This window comes from Nonomuraea purpurea (assembly GCF_042650645.1).
Lineage (GTDB): Bacteria > Actinomycetota > Actinomycetes > Streptosporangiales > Streptosporangiaceae > Nonomuraea > Nonomuraea purpurea.
This window is the reverse complement of record NZ_JBHSBI010000050.1, coordinates 20,646-39,179: the sequence shown is the minus strand read 5'-3', so window position 1 is coordinate 39,179 and position 18,534 is coordinate 20,646. Positions and strand designations below refer to the sequence as shown.

The 18,534-nt window shown below is 69.2% G+C and carries 18 protein-coding genes and 1 pseudogene; 10 read left to right on the top strand and 9 right to left on the bottom strand.

Going from position 1 to position 18,534, the window contains the following annotated elements:
- The first annotated feature begins 5 nt into the window (after window positions 1-5).
- Together ACFOY2_RS51955 and ACFOY2_RS51950 are read left to right on the top strand one after the other, a co-directional pair.
- A complete protein-coding gene (locus ACFOY2_RS51955; RefSeq protein ID WP_379535606.1) occupies window positions 6-506 on the top strand; it encodes a flavoprotein in 501 nt (166 codons plus the stop codon).
- Between the two features lie 49 nt (window positions 507-555).
- Window positions 556-1,500, top strand: coding sequence for a serine hydrolase domain-containing protein (locus ACFOY2_RS51950; protein ID WP_379535605.1), 945 nt, complete (start codon window positions 556-558; stop codon window positions 1,498-1,500).
- 53 nt (window positions 1,501-1,553) lie between these two features.
- Here ACFOY2_RS51950 and ACFOY2_RS51945 read toward each other — a convergent pair whose 3' ends face one another.
- Complete coding sequence (locus ACFOY2_RS51945) at window positions 1,554-2,507, bottom strand: quinone oxidoreductase family protein (RefSeq protein ID WP_379535604.1); 954 nt, start codon at window positions 2,505-2,507, stop codon at window positions 1,554-1,556.
- A gap of 97 nt (window positions 2,508-2,604) precedes the next feature.
- Between ACFOY2_RS51945 and ACFOY2_RS51940 the strand changes: the two genes are divergently transcribed.
- Window positions 2,605-3,192 (top strand): TetR/AcrR family transcriptional regulator, encoded by a 588-nt coding sequence (locus tag ACFOY2_RS51940; RefSeq protein WP_379535603.1) that lies wholly within the window; start codon window positions 2,605-2,607, stop codon window positions 3,190-3,192.
- Between the two features lie 12 nt (window positions 3,193-3,204).
- Here the strand turns inward: ACFOY2_RS51940 and ACFOY2_RS51935 are convergent, their stop codons facing one another.
- Window positions 3,205-4,074 carry a LysR family transcriptional regulator gene (locus ACFOY2_RS51935; RefSeq protein ID WP_379535602.1) on the bottom strand — a complete coding sequence of 290 codons (870 nt, stop codon included), beginning with the start codon at window positions 4,072-4,074 and terminating at the stop codon, window positions 3,205-3,207.
- A gap of 71 nt (window positions 4,075-4,145) precedes the next feature.
- On the opposite strand from ACFOY2_RS51935, the gene ACFOY2_RS51930 reads away from it, so the two are divergent.
- Window positions 4,146-5,024, top strand: coding sequence for a 4-hydroxy-tetrahydrodipicolinate synthase family protein (locus ACFOY2_RS51930; RefSeq protein ID WP_379535601.1), 879 nt, complete (start codon window positions 4,146-4,148; stop codon window positions 5,022-5,024).
- Between the two features lie 8 nt (window positions 5,025-5,032).
- Here the strand turns inward: ACFOY2_RS51930 and ACFOY2_RS51925 are convergent, their stop codons facing one another.
- The 3 genes from ACFOY2_RS51925 to ACFOY2_RS51915 are packed head-to-tail and all read right to left on the bottom strand — an operon-like array spanning window position 5,033 to window position 12,407.
- Window positions 5,033-9,826: a DNA repair ATPase gene (locus tag ACFOY2_RS51925; RefSeq protein ID WP_379535600.1), complete on the bottom strand. Its 4,794-nt coding sequence runs from the start codon at window positions 9,824-9,826 to the stop codon at window positions 5,033-5,035.
- Window positions 9,823-11,919: a flotillin family protein gene (locus ACFOY2_RS51920; RefSeq protein WP_379535599.1), complete on the bottom strand. Its 2,097-nt coding sequence runs from the start codon at window positions 11,917-11,919 to the stop codon at window positions 9,823-9,825. The genes ACFOY2_RS51925 and ACFOY2_RS51920 overlap by 4 nt, the downstream gene beginning before the upstream one ends.
- Window positions 11,919-12,407, bottom strand: coding sequence for a hypothetical protein (locus ACFOY2_RS51915; RefSeq protein WP_379535598.1), 489 nt, complete (start codon window positions 12,405-12,407; stop codon window positions 11,919-11,921). Before ACFOY2_RS51915 ends, ACFOY2_RS51920 begins: the two co-directional genes overlap by 1 nt.
- Before the next feature lie 185 nt (window positions 12,408-12,592).
- Between ACFOY2_RS51915 and ACFOY2_RS51910 the strand changes: the two genes are divergently transcribed.
- Window positions 12,593-13,510 (top strand): NADP-dependent oxidoreductase, encoded by a 918-nt coding sequence (locus tag ACFOY2_RS51910; protein ID WP_379535597.1) that lies wholly within the window; start codon window positions 12,593-12,595, stop codon window positions 13,508-13,510.
- Between the two features lie 83 nt (window positions 13,511-13,593).
- Here ACFOY2_RS51910 and ACFOY2_RS51905 read toward each other — a convergent pair whose 3' ends face one another.
- Window positions 13,594-14,010, bottom strand: coding sequence for a GNAT family N-acetyltransferase (locus ACFOY2_RS51905; RefSeq protein WP_379535596.1), 417 nt, complete (start codon window positions 14,008-14,010; stop codon window positions 13,594-13,596).
- A gap of 254 nt (window positions 14,011-14,264) precedes the next feature.
- On the opposite strand from ACFOY2_RS51905, the gene ACFOY2_RS51900 reads away from it, so the two are divergent.
- Both ACFOY2_RS51900 and ACFOY2_RS51895 read left to right on the top strand, forming a co-directional pair.
- A complete protein-coding gene (locus ACFOY2_RS51900) occupies window positions 14,265-14,786 on the top strand; it encodes a DUF3841 domain-containing protein (RefSeq protein WP_379535595.1) in 522 nt (173 codons plus the stop codon).
- A gap of 18 nt (window positions 14,787-14,804) precedes the next feature.
- A pseudogene (locus tag ACFOY2_RS51895) lies at window positions 14,805-14,909 on the top strand (zinc-binding dehydrogenase); the annotation flags it as partial.
- Between the two features lie 91 nt (window positions 14,910-15,000).
- Here ACFOY2_RS51895 and ACFOY2_RS51890 read toward each other — a convergent pair.
- Complete coding sequence (locus ACFOY2_RS51890; RefSeq protein WP_379535594.1) at window positions 15,001-15,540, bottom strand: hypothetical protein; 540 nt, start codon at window positions 15,538-15,540, stop codon at window positions 15,001-15,003.
- A 162-nt stretch (window positions 15,541-15,702) separates the two neighbouring features.
- Here ACFOY2_RS51890 and ACFOY2_RS51885 point away from each other — a divergent pair, with 162 nt between their 5' ends.
- Window positions 15,703-15,795, top strand: a complete 93-nt coding sequence (locus tag ACFOY2_RS51885) for a zinc-binding dehydrogenase (RefSeq protein WP_379535593.1) — start codon at window positions 15,703-15,705, stop codon at window positions 15,793-15,795.
- Here the strand turns inward: ACFOY2_RS51885 and ACFOY2_RS51880 are convergent.
- A complete protein-coding gene (locus ACFOY2_RS51880) occupies window positions 15,782-16,699 on the bottom strand; it encodes an aminoglycoside phosphotransferase family protein (protein ID WP_379535592.1) in 918 nt (305 codons plus the stop codon). The two genes, ACFOY2_RS51885 and ACFOY2_RS51880, sit on opposite strands and share 14 nt — an antisense overlap.
- 110 nt (window positions 16,700-16,809) lie before the next feature.
- A complete protein-coding gene (locus ACFOY2_RS51875) occupies window positions 16,810-17,259 on the bottom strand; it encodes an ATP-binding protein (RefSeq protein ID WP_379535591.1) in 450 nt (149 codons plus the stop codon).
- A 165-nt stretch (window positions 17,260-17,424) separates the two neighbouring features.
- Here ACFOY2_RS51875 and ACFOY2_RS51870 point away from each other — a divergent pair, with 165 nt between their 5' ends.
- Together ACFOY2_RS51870 and ACFOY2_RS51865 are read left to right on the top strand one after the other, a co-directional pair.
- A complete protein-coding gene (locus ACFOY2_RS51870) occupies window positions 17,425-18,231 on the top strand; it encodes a helix-turn-helix domain-containing protein (protein WP_379535633.1) in 807 nt (268 codons plus the stop codon).
- Window positions 18,231-18,440 carry a DUF397 domain-containing protein gene (locus ACFOY2_RS51865; protein ID WP_379535590.1) on the top strand — a complete coding sequence of 70 codons (210 nt, stop codon included), beginning with the start codon at window positions 18,231-18,233 and terminating at the stop codon, window positions 18,438-18,440. Before ACFOY2_RS51870 ends, ACFOY2_RS51865 begins: the two co-directional genes overlap by 1 nt.
- Window positions 18,441-18,534: the final 94 nt, after the last annotated feature.

Here is an 18,534-nt window from a genome sequence, read left to right as displayed (position 1 = left end):
AAGGCGTGACCGAATCGCCGGGGAAGATTCTCTACGTCATCGTCTGCGCTGCGGGGCCCGCCGCGGAGGTCGGCCACCTCGTCGCGTCGGCGCAGGACGAGGGGTGGATCGTGCAGATCGTCGCCACGCCGTCGGCGCTCGACTTCATCGACGTGGCGGAGCTGGAACGGCGGACCGGGCGGCCGGTGCGCAGCTCCTACCGCAAGCCGTACGAGCCGAAGCCGCCCAGGGCGGACGCGATCATCGTGGCGCCGGCCACCTACAACACGGTCAACAAGTTCGCCCTGGGCATCGCCGACACCTACGCCCTGGGCCTGCTGGCCGAGGCGCCGGGGCTCGGCATCCCCGTGGTCGTGCTGCCCTTCGTCAACCCGGCTCTGGCCGTGCGCGCCCCTTACCTGCGCAGCGTGGCGGAGTTGCGCGCCGACGGCGTCCGCGTCCTGGCCAGTCCGGGGGAGGACGAGCCGTTTCCCTGGGAGAGTGCGTTGGTGGAGCTCGGGCGTTGATCCTGACATGGTGTGAGGTGGTATGCCTGGATGTTGGAGGAGGACGCTGATGACGATGGCCGAGCGGGTCGACGAGGTGCTGCGGGCGGGAGCCGCGCCCGGTTTCCATGGGCTTGTGGTGATGCGGGGTGGGGAGGTGGAGCTCGAACGGTATGGGGCCGGGGTGGATTCCCGGGTCGGGCAGTCGCTCGGGCACGTGACGTTCGATCGGGACACGCTGCACGATCTGCGGTCGGTGTCCAAGAGCGTCGTGGGGTTGTTGTACGGGATCGCGCTCGGGGACGGGCTGGTGCCGGAGGTGGGGGCGGGATTGATGGCCCAATTCCCGGAATATCCCGATTTAGCGGGTGATTCAGCGCGGGCCGGCATCACCATCGAGCACGCGCTCACCATGACGCTCGGGCTCGACTGGAACGAGGACGCGCCCTACACGAGCGCGGCCAACAGCGAGATCGCCATGGAGCTGGCCCCCGACCGCCACCGGTTCGTGCTGGAACGCCCCGTCGTCGAGGAACCGGGGCGGCGGCGGGTGTACTGCGGCGGCGCGACCGCCCTGCTCGGCGGGATCATCGCGCGCGGGACGGGACGCCCGCTGGAGGAGTACGCGGCGGACGCGCTCTTCCGCCCCCTCGGGATCGGCACGTTCGAGTGGAGCAAGGGCGACGACGGGCTGGCGATGGCGGCGGCGGGGGTGCGGTTGCGGCCCCTCGACCTGGCCGCCATCGGCCGGCTCGTGCTCGACGGCGGACGGGACATCGTGCCCGCCTCCTGGCTCGACGAGATGACGCGGCCCAGGGTGGCGGTCGGGGACGGGCTCGACTACGGCTACCACTGGTACGTGGGCGGCGGCATGCTGCAGGCCATGGGGAACGGCGGGCAACAACTGGTCGTGGTGCCCGGCGAGCAACTGGTCGTGGCGGTGACCGCCGGCGAGTACGACCGCCCGGCGACCAGCACCGCAGCCGTGTTCGACGCCATATTCAAGAAGCATTAGGGCGGCTCCGGGATCGGGGGGCTTTAGGCTTTTCGGGAATTTCGGGTTTTGGGTCATGGGATGAGCAGGATGCGGCCCGTGGTCGTGCGGCTCTCCAGGATGCGGTGGGCCTGCGCGGCCTCCTCCAGCGGCAGCGTACGGTCCACGAAGGCGCGGCTGCGTCCTGAGGCGAGCCTGGCCAGCATCTCCGGATAGTGCGTCCCGAACACCTCCCCGGCCCAGCCGGGGCCGCTGCAGCCGGTGATCGTCACGCCGCGCGCCATGAGGTCGGCCGCGGTGACGGCGGGGGGCTCTCCGCTGAGCAGCCCGTAATAGAGCATGAGCCCGGAGCCGGGCGTGAGGTGGTCGAGCACCTGCTTGGCCGACGCGCCGCCGATGGACTCGAAGGCGACGTCCACGTCCGGCAGCTCCTCGGGCCAGCCGGGCCGCCCGTGGTCGAGCACGGTGTCGGCGCCGAGTTCGGCGGCGCGCTCGCGTTTGGCGGCCGAGCCCGCGGTGGCGATCACCCGCGCCGCCCCGAACTCCTTGGCGTGCTCCACCAGGTACGTCCCGACCGAGCTGGTCCCGGCCTCCACCAGCACGGTCTCCTTCCCCTGGAGCCGGGCCTTGTGCAGCAGGGCCAGGGCTATCGCGCCGGGCGCCGCCACGGCCAGCGCCTCCACCGGGGTCACCCCGTCCGGCACGGGGCAGGTCATGGCGGCGGGCAGCGCCACGTACTCGGCGTAGGCGCCCAGCCCGCCGGTCACTCCCAGCAGCACGGTCCCGATCAGCTTCTCGGAGACCCCTTCGCCCACCTCGACGACCTCGCCCGCCGCCTCGGCGCCGATCACGGCGGGCAGGGGCAGCGGGAACGGCATCACGCCCGACCGGATCTGGGTCTCGGCGTAGCTGACGCCGACGGCCTGGGCGCGGATGAGCACCTGGCCCTCGGCGGGCCGTGGGCGGGGCAGGTCGGCTGCTTCCAGCCGTTCGGGGCCGCCCGTTTCCGACAGGACGATCGCGCGCATACGTTCTCCTCAGCGAAGTGAACCAACGGTCCAGTTAATATATGGATCATCGGTCGAGTTTGTCCATAGGGTGGAGTCGATGGGCAAGAATGGGCCGATGGAACGTCGAGAGCGGGCCGACGCCGTCCGCAACAGGCAGGCGATCCTGCGGGCGGCAGAGGAGCTGCTGCGGCTGCACCCGCCTGAGCAGGTCTCCGTCGAACGCGTGGCCGTCGCCGCCGGTGTGGGCAAGACCACGGTCTTCCACCGGTTCGGCAGCCGTACGAGTCTCATGCGGGAGCTCATGCAGGAGCGCGCCCACGAGATGGAGCTGGCCGTCACCGCCGGGCCGCCACCGCTCGGGCCCGGCGCGGACCCTGCCGAGCGGCTGGTCGCGTTCTTCGCGGCGGTGGCGGAGCTGGCGGCGCGCAACGGCAACCTGCTGGCCGCCCACGAGCACGCCATGCTCACCCGCCGCTCCGCCGCCGAGCAGCCCAGGGAGGCCAATCCGACCTACCTGTTCTGGCATCGGCACGTGTCCGGGCTGATCGCGCAGGTGCGGCCCGACGTGGACGCCGAGCAGATCGCCCACATGCTGCTCGGCGTGCTGCACATGGAGCCGATCGCCAGCGAGTTGCGGGCGGGCGAGCACAAGAGGCTGGCCGCGAGCTACGCCGACATGATCAGAGGGCTGCTCAAGGGGTGACGCACCCGCGGCTCAGAGGGGCAGGTGGGCGATCGCCGTCCGGAAGGCGGCGACGGCTGCTCTGATCGCCGGGTGCGCGCCGTTCCCCCTCCTGAACGCCGCCAGCGTGCGTCGGCTCAGCGGCAGATGCGTCAGCCGCACCCCGGGCGGCGGATCGACCGCGGCCAGGTGCGGCACGAGCGCGACGCCCTGACCGGCGGCGGCCAAGGCCAGCACGGTGTCGAAGTCGTCGATGTGGTGCCGTACCCGCGGCTCGAATCCGGCCGCCTGACACGCCCTGATCGCCATGGTGTGGCAGAGCGTGCCGGGCTTGGCGGCGATCCACGCGTCGGCGCGGGCGGCGGCGATCGAGGCCCGGTTCGTCAGGTACATCGGCTCGCTGAACAGCGGCTCCGTCTCGATGGACGCGTCGGTGACCGGGGGGACGAAGTCGTACTCGTGCACCAGCGCCACGTCCAGCTCACCCGCCCGCAGCGCGGCGGAGACGTCGGCCGGGTCGATCTCGGCGATCATCGGCTCCAGGCCGGGGTGGGCGCCGGTCAGGTCCGCCAGCGCGGGCGGCAGGAGCACCCGGGCGGCCGTCGGGAAGGCGCCGATCCGCAGCGGCCCCGACGGCCCGCCACGGGCTGCGGCCAGCGCCGCCGACGCGCGTTCGAGCTGTTCGAGTACGGCCTGCGCGTGCTCCACCAGCAGGTGCCCCGCCGGGGTCAGGGCCACGGTGCGGCCCGTGCGTTCGAGCAGCGGCACGCCCGCGTCCCTTTCGAGGGTGCTGAGCTGCTGGGAGACCGCGGAAGGCGTGAACGCGACCGCCTCGGCGACGGCGGCGATCGTGCCGCGTCTGGCGAGTTCGCGGAGCAGGTGGAGCTTGCGCGGGTCGAGCATAAGTTCAGCTTAACCTGAAGCGAAGTAATCATCGCTGGACCTAACGGGTTCGGACAGGCGACGCTCTAAGCATGTTGAGAGGAATCCACGTACCGCTGGTCACCCCGTTCGCCGAGTCCGGGGAGGTGGCCGTGGACGCGATCGAGAAGCTCGCCCACCACGTCCTCGACCACGGCGCGGCCGGGCTGGTCGCGCTGGGCACCACCGGTGAGGTGGCCGCGCTCGACCCCGAGGAGCGGGCGCGGGTCATCGAGGTCTGCGCGGGCGTGTGCGCGCGGCGGCAGGCGCTGCTGACCGTGGGGGTGACGGGGAACGACACCCGTTCCACGATCAGGGCGCTGCGGAGCCTGCCGGAGGGGGCAGGGGCCGCGCTGGTGACCGTCCCCTCCTTCCTGCGGCCCGGCGAGCAGGGGGTCATCGCGCACTTCGAGGCGCTGGCGGAGGAGACGCCGGTGCCGCTGGTGATCTACCACATCCCCTACAGGACGGGGCAGGCGGTCGGCGCCGCGACACTGCGGCACCTGGGCGCGCACCCGATGATCGCGGGGGTGAAGTACGCGGTGGGCGGGATCGACCAGGACACGATCGACCTGCTGGGGGACCTGCCCGAGGGGTTCGAGGTGGTGGGCGGCGACGACGCGTTCATCTCGCCGCTGCTCGCGCTGGGAGCGGCGGGCGGGATCCTCGCCTCCGCGCACCTGGAGACGCGGGCCTTCACCGAACTGGTGGACGCCTGGCACGCGGGCGACGCACCCAGGGCCAGGGCGCTCGGGCACCGGCTGGCCAGGCTCTCGGCGGCGCTGTTCGCCGAGCCGAACCCCACCGTCATCAAGGGCGTGCTGCACGCCCTCGGCCTGATCCCGACCCCGGACGTGCGCCTGCCGCTGGTGCCCGCGGGGGAGCGGGCGGTGTCGAAGGCTCGCCTGGTCGCGGTGCGTCCAGGCGAGTGACCCCGCCTCTATTTGGCGTGTCTGATGGCCGTGCCGACGTCGCTCACCCGGTCGGCGAGCAGGCCGAGCGCGCCCACCGCGCGCGTCATCGGGTCGTCGTCCGTGCCGCCGAGCGCCTTCGTTCTGAGGTAGGCCGTCTTGATCTCCGCCCACCGCTCTGCCTGGGCGGGGGTGAGGCGGCCGCGCAGTTCGGCCAGCTTGAGCAGGTTCGCCTCGGCGTCCGAGGTGAGGGTCTGGGCCTCGCCCAGGTAGTGGTCGTCGATCACCGCTTCCAGCTCGGCGTCGTTCATGGCGGGGACGATGCGTTCGGCCAGCTTGTTCATGTTCCGGTAGGAGCCCTGCAGCCGGTACGGGGGCTCGGTGCGGGCGGCGTCCGACTGGGCGGCCGAGGCGATGTAGGCCCGGTTGTTGGCCAGGACGACTTCCTGGACGCGTACCAGCTTGGCCAGGACGCTGAGGATCTGGTCGAGTTCCGGCTTGGTGTAGGGGTGCCCGAGCTGGTCGGGGCGGACGGTCGAGTCGCCCTTCGCCAGGCGTACCAGCAGCTCGACGTCAGAACGGTCGCGGCCGGACAGGGGCGCGAGCACCGGGTTCGAGGTCAGGGCGTTGTCGATGTAGCTGAGGGCGAACAGGTCCTCCTTGCCGGACAGGACGTCGCCCAGGTTCCACACGTCGGCCCGGTTGGCGAGCATGTCGGGGATGCGGAAGCGCCGTCCCGACTCGGTGTACGGGTTGCCCGCCATGCACACCGCGAACCGCTTGCCGCGCAGGTCGTAGGTGCGGGTCCGGCCGTTCCACACGCCCTCGATGCGGCGCTGGGCGTCACAGAGCGAGATGAACTTCTGCAGCAGCTCCGGTGAGGTGTGCTGGATGTCGTCCAGGTAGAGCAGTGTGTTGTTGCCCGTCTCCAGGGCGAACGAGATCTTCTCCACCTCCTGCCTGGCCGTCGCGTTCGGCGCCTGCGCCGGGTCGAGCGAGGTCACCTCGTGGCCCAGGGCAGGGCCGTTCACCTTGACGAACACCAGGCCGAGGCGGCTGGCCACGTACTCCATGAGGGTCGTCTTGCCGTAGCCCGGCGGCGAGATCAGCAGCAGGAGACCCATCTGGTCGGTGCGCTTGCCCGCGCCCGTCGCGCCGAGCTGCTTGGCCAGGTTGTCGCCGATCAGCGGCAGGTAGACCTCGTCGAGCAGGCGGTTGCGGACGAAGGCGCTCATGACCTTGGGCCGGTACTCCTCCAGGCGCAGGCGGGCGCGCTCGGCCTCGACCAGTTCGCTTCTTCGGCGCTGGTAGGCGCGGTAGGCGGGGACCCGGTCGTGGTGGAAGTGGCGGGTTCTGGTGAGCAGCTCGTCCAGGCTGATCTCCAGTTCGCGGTCGTTGATCCGCGGGTGGGTGCCCAGAAGGCCGTCCACCGTCTCGGTGGTGGCGGCGCTGGAGTCGTGGCGGGGCAGGTCGCAGAGCTGGACGGCGATCGCCTCGGCCACCTCGGGGCCCTGGTGGAAGGCGCCCAGCCAGGCGTGGGCCAGTTGCACGCGGTCGGGGAGGGGGACGCTCCGCAGGTCCTCCTCGAACTCGCGCACCTTCGCGGGGCCCAGGGCTTGGTGGAAGCGGTCGAGGAGGTCGCGGGCCGTCTTACTGGTCACGAAACCGGCCGCCTCCCCGCCCAACTCCTCGACCAGGTACTCACCGGCCAGATCGGCTACCGAACCGAGGTCGCCGACCACGGCCCCAAAGGAGGCGATCGAGGCGCCCAGTTCCGCGGAGAGCGCCTGCAGCGCGGGCGTCACCCCGAAGACGGTCCGGGCGCGCAGCAGCGACACGGCCCGGGTGGTGAATGTTTTACGTGAAACCTCTTCGCTTCCGAAGGCCCAGAAGAGCTGGGCGGCGGCTCGGGCGGCGGCGGGGTAGCGCAGGAGGCCGGCGCCTTCGCGGAGCCGGACCAGGGCGTCCAGGATGCGGGCGGCGTCATGGTCGTGGACGCCGCGCTCGTAGCCCTCGTCGTAACGGGAGGAGGCGGCCTGGCGTACAAGGTCGGCCACGGCAACCCCGGGGACGGCGGCGGGCAGCAGGGAGGCGGCCAGGTATTCGGCCCGATACACCTCGGGCGTCTCCGACACCAGGAGCTGGTCCCAGAAGGGCCGGGTGTCGGCGAAGGAGGCGGGGACGGGCGCGCGGTAGTCGGTGCCGGTGATCGCGAAGTGCATGGCGCCGTCATGGGGCACCAGCGTCAGGTCGATGGGCTGGGTGTTGACGGCGAAGCGGTGGTGGCCCAGGCGAAGGGTTTCGCCCCCGTCGGAGAACAGGTCGAGCCGGTCCCGCAGCGCCCGCCCCGCCTCCTGCTGGGCCGACTTGACGCGTCCTTCCAGCTCCTCGGCCCGTACGGCGTCCCCGAGTGTCCGCAGCTCGTCGGCGGTCGAGCGGACCTTGGCCACCATCGGGTCGGTGGCGAAGTAGGTGTTGACCTCGTCCATGGACGACAACGACGCCAGCCGTCGCGTGACGCTGCCCAGGATGCGTTCCGCGGAGGCGAACAGGCGGTCGGCGCGGCGGGCCAGGGTGTCGAGCTGGGTCTGCTTGCGGGCGGAGAACGCCTCGTACACGTCGTCGCGTTTGGCGGAGAGCTGCGTGGCGAAGTCGTCGAACTCGCCGAAACGGGATTCGAGGCTCTCCAGCTGGAGCATCAGCCGGCCGAGCTGCTCGTCGCACTTGCCGGGGGTGTCGGCGATGGCCAGCGCGCCGGTGATGGCCTGTCCGAGCAGCGAGAACTCGGCGGCGAACGCGGCCCGCCCCTCCGTGCCGAGCAGCTCGCGGCGGCGGCCGTCGAGGACGGCGCGGGCCCGGTTCACGCCGCCGAGAACCTCGGCGATCCGGCCCAGGATGGAGGTTCTGACGGTGGCGTCGGCGATGTCCAGCGAGCCGACGACCTCCGTCACCACCTCCAGCCCTTCCGCCTGTTCTGCCAGCCGGTCGGCGACCGGGGCGGCTTCGGCGACCGTGGCGATGGCGGCGGCGTCGGCGGCCAGCGCGTCGACGGTGGCGTGATAGGCGGTGAAGGCGTCCGCGCCCTCCATGAAGGCCACGGCCCGCCGGCCTGCCGAGTCCAGCTCTTGTGTGACCGAGGCGGCCATCGTGTCCAGGGCGTCCAGGTCGATGTGGCGGATCTCGCGCAGCGTCACCAGGTGTCCCTGGTTCCTGCGCAGCGCGGCCAGCGTGCTCACCCAGGCGTCGGCGGTGGCGGGATCGTCGGCGCGCGCCGCGCGTACCAGGGCGGTGGTCTGCTCCTGCGCCTCACGCAGGCTCTGGGCCGCCTGGGCGGTGAGCTGCTCGACGTTCTCGTACTCGTCGAGGACCTGCTCGGCGGTGGCGCGGACGTCGGCGAGCGGCCCGCGCAGGTCGTGCTCCCCGAGCCAGTGGTAGGAGTCGAAGGCGCTCGTGCAGGCGGCGATCAGCGCCTCGAACGTGCCCGTCGAGGGCGCCATCTCCTCGATCATGCGCGACACCGACAGGCAGTCGGAGATGCCACGGACGAGTTCGGCGTTGCCGATGCGCTCCAGCGGCCCCGTCCCGGCGGGCTGGGCGGCGGCGTAGGTGTCGGAGACGTACGGGGTCTGCCAGACCTGCATGGGGTGGACCCGGGTCGGCTCGTCGGAGGTGGCGCGGAAGACCACCATGGTGCCGTCGTCGAACAGCGAGTACCCGTGGCAGACGATGGGGTTGGCCACCTCCTTCCTGATCACGTTGTACGGCAGCAGCAGCGAGCGCCCGTCGCCCCTGGCGTGGAAGACGTACAGGACGTCCTCGCCGTTGGGGGAGCGGACCACCCGCTCGAACTCCAGGTCCGTCACGTCCGTGTCGAACGTCTTGCTGATCCCGGTCGTCAGGTAGTAGCCGCCGGGGAAGATCAGCCCCTGGTCCTCGGGCAGGCGCCGGCACGCCTGGCCGATGCCGTCGAGCCGGTCGACCGCCTTGGTGCGGGTGTTGAAGACCAGGTGACGCCAGTCGGTCTCCTTGTACGGCCTGATCCGCATGAGGATGAGCGGGCCCACCCTGGCGTGTTCGACGTCGGCGTCCGCCAGGCTCTGGAGGGGTTCTGCGACCGGCTCGGAGTAGATGCCCGCGCCGGTCTCCGTGTTGTCCTCGATCTTGATGGTCAGGTCGCCGCCGACCGTCTCGACGAACACCTCGCCGCCGATGGAGATGTGCGGGTGGCGGCCGAGGACGTGGTCGTCGCGGGTGGTCGGCGTCCACTCGAAGTCGTGGGACGGGGGGAAGACGTGGTCACGCTCCCCCCTGTTGTCCTGATATTTCGCGACACCGACGTTGTTGACCGTCCAGCGGAGCACCCGCAGATCCGCCGGACCCGTCTGGAAGACCGCCAGCAGCTTGCCGTCCACGCGCCTGAGCTGCTGGAGCCGCGTCTCCTTGTAGTAGCGGTACAGCTCGGCGAAGTCCTTCCTGAACGCCGGATCGTCGAGCGTCTCCAGCCGGTCGGCGTCGAACCTGAAGGCGTCGCCGTCCCGGGAGAAACGGTGCACCGCGAAGACGTCCGCCACGGTCGTCTCCGGCTTGAGCCCGATGAAGACGTTGTAGCCGAACAGCATCACCCCGCCCAGCGAGACGATGTCCCTGGGGACGCAGTTGTTCTCGGTGCGGATCCGCTCGGTGCCCAGCAGGCGCAGCTCCGCGCCGCCGAAGACGCGCAGCCGCTCCTGGTTGACCGCCTCGGCCGCCGCCGTCAGGGCCTTGGCCTGCGCCTGGAGCCGGTTCCTGAGGACCTCGTACGTCCCCGCCTCCAGATCGCTCAATTCCGCGCTCCGGTCAGCGCCGCCACCGAGGACTCGGCCACGCCCAGCCGCCGGGCCGTCTCCAGCAGCTCGCCGAGCGCGCCCGACTGCGGGCCGCCGTCCTGCATGAGCCGCATGAGCAGGGCGGAGACGGTCACGTTCTTGAGATCCTCGGTGCGCACGCCACCGACCACGTTCGCGAGGTCGGCCGCCAGGCTCGCCGTCCCGTTGACGTACGGCGCCACCATGGCCCCCGCGACCTGGGAGTGGTCGACGAAGCCGTCCACCACCTTGCCCGCGGTGATCGAGCCGACCACCTTGTCGAAGAACATCGTCTCGCCGCCGACGATGTCGATGTTGGCCTTGGCCAGTCCTGCGGCCAGGACGCTCGCCTGCGACTCGGCGATCTGCCGTGACACGTCGATGTGCTTGAGGCGGATCTCCTTGTCGGCCTCCAGACGCAGGCGGTACTCCTCGTGCGCCCTGCTGGCCTCGTCCAGCGCCGCCATCGCCGCGGCCTTCTCGGTGAGGCCCTCGGCCTCGGCCTTCAGCTTCTCGCCCACGGCGGCGGCCCCGGCCATGGCCATCGCCTGCTCGCCCTCGGCCTGCGCCTTGAGCCTTTCGCCGTCGACCAGCGCCATGGCCTTGGCGCCCTCGGCCTCGGCGGCGAGCCGCTCGCGCAGCGCCAGCGCCTCGGCGCGGCCGACCTTCTCGATGGCCTCGGCGTCGCGCTCCTTGACCTGCACCTGCGCCAGCCCGTCGGCGGCCGACTCGGCCTGGACGCCCTCGGCCAGCCGAATCTTGGCTCGGCTCTCCAGCTCGGCGGCCTGCTGCCTGGCCTCGGCGAGCACGAGCTCCTCGCGGGCCCTGAACTTGGAGGCGGCCTCCGCGGCCTCGGCCGCCTTGATGTCCTTGACCAGGTTCTCCTGGGCCTCGGCCTCGGCGGCGATGATCACCTGCTGGCGGGTGCGCTCGGCCTCCTCGACCACGCGCAGCCGCTTGATGGACTCCTCCTGCTCGGCCACGGTCTTGTCGACCGCGATGCGCTCGCGGATGACCTCGGCGATCACCCGCTTCTCGGTCTCGACCTCCTTGTCCTTGGCGATGCGCGACAGCTCGGTCTCCCGTTCGCGGGCGATGACCTCCAGGACGCGGTCCTTCTCGATGCGCTCGCTCTCGATCGCGATGACCCGCTCGCGGTTCTTCTCGGCGACCGCGACCTCGCGGGCGCGGTTCTCGTTCTGGACGCCGAGCTGCTCGTCGGTCTTGATGTTGGCAGCCTGCGCGCGCAGCCGCTCCTCGGCCTGGACGCGGGCGATCTCCGCCTCCTCGCGGGCCTTGACGGTCTCGATCTCGCGGCGCTGCTTCAGTTCGGCGTCGGCCTGGCGGCGCTGGAGTTCGAGGATGGCCTCGCGGGCGTCGACGTTCTGGCGGGTGATCTCCTTCTCCTCGTTGCGCTGGTACTCGTTCGTGCGCACGTGCTCCAGAGCCGTCAGCTCGGTGATCTTGCGGATGCCCTGAGCGTCGAGGATGTTGCTCTTGTCGAGCTGGCCGAGCGCGGTCTGCTCCAGGTAGTCGATGGCGGCGTCCTCAAGGCTGTAGCCGTTGAGGTCGGTGCCGATGAGCCGGACGATCTCGTCCCTGAACTCGTCGCGCTTGGTGTAGAGGTCGACGAAGTCGAGGTGCTTGCCGGCCGTCTTGAGCGCCTCGGAGAACTTCGCGCTGAACAACTCCTGCAGCGTCACCACGTCGCTGGCCCTGGCGGTGCCGATGGCCTGGGCGACCTTGATGACGTCCTCGGCGGTCTTGTTCACGCGGACGAAGAACGTGATCTTGATGTCGGCCCTGATGTTGTCCCGGCAGATCAGGCCGTCACGGCCGGCGCGTTCGATCTCGATGGTCTTCACCGAGATGTCCATGATCTCGGCCTTGTGGACGACGGGCAGCACGACGGCGCCCGTGAACGTCACGTCGACCTTGTTGACCTTCGACACGATCAGCGCCTTGCCCTGTTCGACCTTGCGGAAAAGGCGGCCGATGACGACGAGCAGACCAATCACGATGACCAGGATGACGGCTAGAAAAACGCCGAAACCGGTGGAGATGACATCCATCAGTGCTCACTTTCGTAGGGCATGACCCAGAAGAATTCGCCGTCTTTGTCGTACTCGAAGATGAGTGCGTGGTCGCCGCGCGCGAGCCGGTCCCGGCCGGTTGTCCGCACCTGCACGACCGCGGACGACCCGTCGGCGGCGGTGACCTCGGCCTGACCGAACTCGGGGGTGGCCGTGCCGGTGCGGATCACGCACATCTGGCCGACGAAGTCTCCGCGCGAGTGGCTGTCTCCTTCGGGAAACAGCTTGCGCAGCGGAGCCCGCAGGCCACGGGCCACGAACCAGGCCGCGCCCGCGGCGGCGAAGGGAACGGCGAACAGCAGCGCGCCGCTCGTCACCACGCTGCCGATCAGGCAGAGCAGCCAGGCCAGCGCGATCAGCAACGAGAGCGCGACCCCCGCGGGGACTCCCCCGAGTCCCAGCCAGGCGGCGTCGTCCTCCAGCTCGAACAGCCCCGTGATCACGGCCAGCCAATAAGCGGCGACCACCAAGAGAAGGAAAGTGAAAACGACTGTCGGAAAGCTCAATGCAGTAGCTAAGAACCCGTTCATCCCGCCCCGGTATGCCCCATCCCCCGTCGTGCTTTAACTATATAAAGTGCAACTAAAGCGGAAAGTTCCCGAAAGGTCCAGCGGCTTGACCTCAAGCGCGATCGAGGTTGCAGGCTCGACCCATGAGCGAACTGATGCGAGCCGCCGCCTTCGCCGAACCGGGCGGCCCAGAGGTGCTGAAAGTGATGGAACTCCCGGCCCCCCAGGCAGGCCCGGGGCAGGTCAGGGTACGCGTGCGGGCGGCCGGCGTGCAGCCCTTCGACCTGTCCGTACGGGCGGGATGGTTGCCGGGATTCCTGGGGGAGGTGCCGTGGCCGAGAATCCCCGGCAACGAGTTCGCCGGCGTGGTGGACCAGGTGGGCGTGAGCGGGATATCCGTAGGGGACGAGGTGCTCGGGTTCACCGCGCTGTTCGCCTACGCCGAGTACGTCGTCGTCCCGGCCGCCAACGTGACGGCCAAGCCCGCGGGCGTGCCCTGGGAGGTGGCCGGGGGCCTCACGGCGGGCGTCCAGACCGCCGAACTGGCCATCGACGGCCTCGGCCTCGCCGATGGCGAGACACTCCTCGTCCACGCGGCGGCCGGGTCGGTGGGCACCGCGGCCGTGCAGATCGCCAGACGGCGCGGCGCCACCGTGATCGGCACCGCCCGCGAGGCGAACCACGACTACCTGCGCGCCCTCGGCGCCATCCCCGTCGTCTACGGGGACGGGCTGGCCGACCGGGTGCGGTCGCTGGCCCCTTCAGGCATTGACGCCGCTCTGGACGGAGCCGGCGGCCACGCGCTGGAGGTCTCGATGGAACTGGTCTCGAACCGTGGGCGCATCGTCACACTGGTCGAACACGACAAGGCCGCCGAACTGGGCGTCCGGCTGGTCCAGGGAGAACGTTCAGCCGAACGGCTCGGACGCTACGCCGCCCTGTACGCCGAGGGCGCGTTCAAGTTCCCGGTGCGGCGGACGTACCGGCTGGAGGAGGCCGCGGACGCCCACAGGGAGATCGAGACGGGCCACGGCCAGGGCAAGGTCGTCATCACCATCTGAGCCGCATGGCCTCGGCGACCGCGAGCCGGATCGGGCTGAGCTCGCGGTCGCCCGGCCATCGGCCGAAGCGCGCATTCAACCGATCAGTTCATCGGCCAGGCGTACTCGAACTCGGGCAGCTCAAAACCCTGCTGAAAACGGCACATCCGCTCGTCTGTGCGGCGTGCGCCGTGTCGTTCGTAAAAGTCGATGGCTCGCGTGTTCGCACTGAGCACCTCCAGATAGACCTCCCCGCTGGGGTGCTCGTCCGCCGCCCACGCCAGCCCTCGCCGCAGCAGTTGCGTTCCGATGCCTGAGCCAGTGCTCCCCGGCCGCACGTGGAGGTTGTCAAGCAGGATCCGCCCACCGGGAGCCGGAAGCAGGTAGACAAAGCCAAGCAACTCTCCATCGCCGTCGTGAGCGACGAACAGCCCCGATCCCTGCACAGGCGAAGCCAGCCGTTCTCGCCACAGCGTCAGTCGGTCGTCGGTCAGGGGTCCGTTCAGGAAGTTGTCGGGCATGATCCCCGCATACGCCGAACGCCAACTCTCCACGTGCAGAGCAACGATAGGGACAACGTCATCAACTTTTCCGCTTCTTATCTGCATGGCGCAGAGCATCCCATACAGGACGGGCTGGGACCCGGGAGGCCCTGACCAAGGAGGGGTCGTCCAGCGATGACCGACCAAGCTGAATGATCAGCGCTGAACAAGCTCATGACCTAGGCCGAATAATTGCGTGGATCGTTCTGTTCCCACGCTGGCACAATCTCCCGATGCGTTTGTGGACGGTCCAGCATCGAGCGGTTCTCAAGTCGCTGGAGGATGCCGGCGAGCTGGTCGGGAACTGGGACCGGATCATGGTCCCGAACTACCGGGCTTGCTACGAGGAGATGGTGGCGGAGATGGCACGGCGTGGCCTCGACGGTGGAGGCCGGCCGCCGGTGTGGGCGTGGACCGGGCCGGACACCCGCGACAACCGCGTGGCGCTCGCGGCGGAGATGCTCCTGTCCCCACGGACCCCGGAGGAGTACGCCCGCTATGTGGTGCTCGACCTGGACGTGCCGGACGAGGTCGTCCTGCTCAGCTCGTACGGGCGCTGGAACGACTTCATGTACGCGATCATCATGGGCGAGGGATCGCCGGACATGGATTGGGCGATCGGCCGAGAGGAGCTCAACGGGGTGCAGGCATGCCTGGGGCGTGTCGCAGCCGGATGGGTTCTCGGCGTCCGTCCGTTGGAGCCGTTCAGGCCGGAAGAGGAGGACGCGGACGAGGAAGGCGGAATCAGCTCCTGACCGTGCGCCGAGGGCGCGTTCAGGTTTCCTGCGCGGCAGGCGTACCGGCTGGAGGAGGCCGCGGACGCCCACAGGGAAATCGAGATGGGCCACGGCCAGGGCAAGGTCGTCATCCCCATCTAGGGCGCATGGCCTCGGCGATCGCGAGCTGGATCGGGCTGAGCTCGCGGTCGCCCGGCCATCGGCCCTTCACCTCCCGGCGCAGTGCGGCAGCTTACCGATGGTGCACGGTCATCTGCCGGATCGGCTCCCCGCCTGCGATCTTCTCGCAGATGCGCAACATGTCCAGGTTTCCCGGGTTACGCAGCCGCAGATAGCCCTGCGGCGGGTGCCACGAGCCGAGATGCGCGCGCAACTCCGCCCCCGACAGGCCCTCGAACTCGCGCACCCGCAGAATCGGAATCGCGTACGCCTGCTCCAAGTCCTGGACGTACTCCAGCACGCTGGCCCCGTTGCCGGGCCGCACCCGCTCGGCGATCGCCGCGATCTCCTCCGGGCTGCCCACGATTGCCGGGCCGAGGTCGATGACCGCCATCAGCCGGGAGACAGGCGCGTTCAGGTACACCCACCACCTCGCCGGCTGGTCACGCAGGAACCGGCGCCGGAATTCGTGCGTCTTGAGCCCCTGCCACATCAGCTCGTAATAATCGGCGTACAAGGTCATCACGATCGGTTCCGGCTCGGCGGACGGGCCGCTGAACAAGGCGTCCTGCACCTTCGACTCCACGAGTTGGCCAGGGGGTGAGAGACCCATCGTGCCCTCCCCGTCGGCCTCTTTCAGGCGGATCAGCCAAACAGCACGGCTGCTCGATGCCGGGGCGTGGACGAAGTTGCCCGGATGCCGCTATCCGCCCGATGTCATCAGAGGACGGCAAATTGGTGGTTGCAACGTGGATGTGGCGTTGCCAGCTGGCCCGTGCGACGGACGTACCGGCTGGAGGAGACTGCGGACGCGCATAAGGAGGTCGAGACGGGCCACGGCCAGGGCAAGGTCGTCATCGCCATCTGAGGCGCATGGCCTCGGCGATCGCGAGCTGGATCGGGCTGAGTTCGCGGTTGCCGCTCTGGACGTCCCACAGGCAGTTCTGCAGTACCCGGCCGAGCGTCCAGCCGGCCGCCCGCTGGGCGTCGAGGCCTAGCCCGTCCACCATGAGGTCGAAGCGGTGCAGCACCGCCCGCGTCACGTCCCCGGTGGCGACCACCTCGTCCCACCGGTTGTGCAGGGCGGGCAGCAGGTCGAACCCTGGGTCGCCGGCCAGTGGCTTGGGGTCGATGCCCAGCCACGGCTCGCGGTCGCCGGCCAGCACGTTCTCGTAGTGCAGGTCCCAGTGCAGCAGCCGGTCGCCGGGCTCGGAGACGAGTTCGGAGACCGCGCCCGCGCACCACCGCAGCCAGTGGCGGTCGCGTTCGCCCGGCAGCTCCGCCACCGCCGCGTCCACGTCGCCGAGCATGCCGCGGGCGATGTCCCCCAGGTGCCGCAACCCCTCAGGAGCGGGCACGGCCACCAGCCGACGCAACAGCCCGGTCAGGACGTCCAGGGCCTCCATGACGTCCGGCACGTCGGCCAGACTGCGGTCGCCCTCCAGCCGTTCGAGCAGCAGGGTGCCGGTCTCGGAGTCGGAATCGAGCAGCAGCACCGACCCGTCGCCTGCCCACGTCCGCAGGGCGACGGCCTCGGCGGCGGTCTCGTCGTTGACGGGCTGCAGCTTGAGTGCGGCCTTCGTGCCGTCCTCGCGCACCACGGGCAGCACGAGCGCGACCACCCCGTGCCGGGGCTCGCCGTCGAGCCGCAGCCCCCACTCCTCCAGGAAACGTTCACCCAGCGCGGGCAGCCCGGCAGTCCAGGCCCGCCCGGCCTCCCCGTCGTAGTGCACGTGGGAGTCCTTCAACGCCGTCGGAACCGTGATCCGCATGGATTCCAGTCTGCCTGTTGGAGTGCCCCGGCCGCGCAAGCGGGGAAGGCGCGGCAGCGGCCGGGGACACCACACCCCGGATGAGGGCCGGACACCTCAACCGGGGCTGCTCATCGGGAAATCAGCGCCCACACCACCCGTTCATGAAAACTATTGACGTAGTGGCCCCAAAAACCGCCGGTAATCTCGTGTACGACTCTGAGACCGCGAAACCGCCCAACCTCTGGGCCGGGATTGATATCAGGAGATGAGCCGTCGTCGGCCTTCCTGATTTGCGGGAATTGTTCACTCCGCCCGGGGTCGGTGACGGCGAAGTGGAAATTGCCCGGCTCTGAACTAAGCCTCATGCGTACCCATCCGGCCTCTGGTCCGATCCCATATCTGATGGCATTCGTCACTAATTCGCTGGCAACGGTCTGAAGTTCCCACACTCGAGCGTGATTTGCCCCCACCCAGTTCGTAATGGTGACCCTTGCCTTGGCGGGGATCAACTCGGGATCTGTCTGTTTGATCACGAACGTTTGCTGACCGGCCATTGGCGGGTGGAGCGACGCCTGCATGGGATCACCTCGAGACCTACATGTTGCACCTGTGTCTGTGTGGTGGCGTGTTTAAAGCATGGCCCTAGTCGTCGGGGATTTCTTCAGAAACTCCACTACAAAAATTTCACGAGTTGTGCTTGAGTGGTGCGTAAGGTTGTGCGGAGGGAGAAGAAAGGGCGTGATATGGCAGAAATGGGGAATAGTAGCGCGAGAAGCGCCAGCGAGGAATATCGGGCGCGAATGCTGAAATGTCGGACAGCGAAGAACCTCACTCACGCCTCTCTCGCTTCGCTGCTCCCCTGCAGTGAGAGCCTGATGGGCGCGGTCGAGCGGGGAACCAGGCTGCCTACCGAGTCATTCACTCGGCAGCTCGAAAGGGCGCTTGGGCTGAATGGAGAGCTGCTTGAACTCCTTCCCGCGATCAGAGGCTTGGGCCCGAGGTGGTTCAGGAAGTGGCCGGCAGCTGAGCAAGCCGCACGGTCCATCCGGCTCTATGAGCTGGCCCTGATCCCTGGCCTCCTCCAAACCGCCGACTATGCCAGGGCCATCTTCCAAGGAGAGCCGGGCGCCTACCCAGGCGAGGTGGAGAAGGCCGTCAACGATCGGCTTCAACGTCAGGCCATCCTGGCCAAAGCCAATCCCCCCACGCTCTCCGTCATCCTCGACGACAGCGTCCTGAGACGGGAGATCGGTGGCTGCGAAGTGATGCGAAGGCAGCTCGAATATCTGCTGGACATGATGGATCGTCCATGTATTACCGTTCGAGTCATCCCCCTGTCCTCGGGAGCGACGGCGGGATTGGGCAGCTCGTTCGCGATAGCCGACACTGGTGACGGCACGCAGGTCGGCTACATCGACAGCGTCGAGATTGGAGAGGTCACCCACCAGACAGACGTAATCCAGAAGCTGAGCGAGCGATGGGAGTTGCTGTCTGCTCTCGCTCAGCCCACCTACGAAACGGAAAAGATCATCCGGAAGGTGCTGGAGTAATGACGGACAAGGAACTGACCACGGCCGCATGGCGGAAGGCCACGGCCAGCGGAGGAAATCAAGGCAACTGCGTTGAGGTCGCGCCCCTCAGCGGTGGGCGTGTCGCGGTGAGGCACAGCAAGGATCGCAGCGGCCCAGCCTTGGTGTTCACCGAATCCGAGTGGACGGCCTTCAGGGACGGTATGTCCAAGGGAGAGTTCGACTTCTAGAAGCACGACCAAAGGGGACCTGCGCTCGTGGCGGGTCCCCCCTTCTTGCTCCGTGATCCCTGCCCGCGTCCCACGGCTCTGAACACCGGCAGCG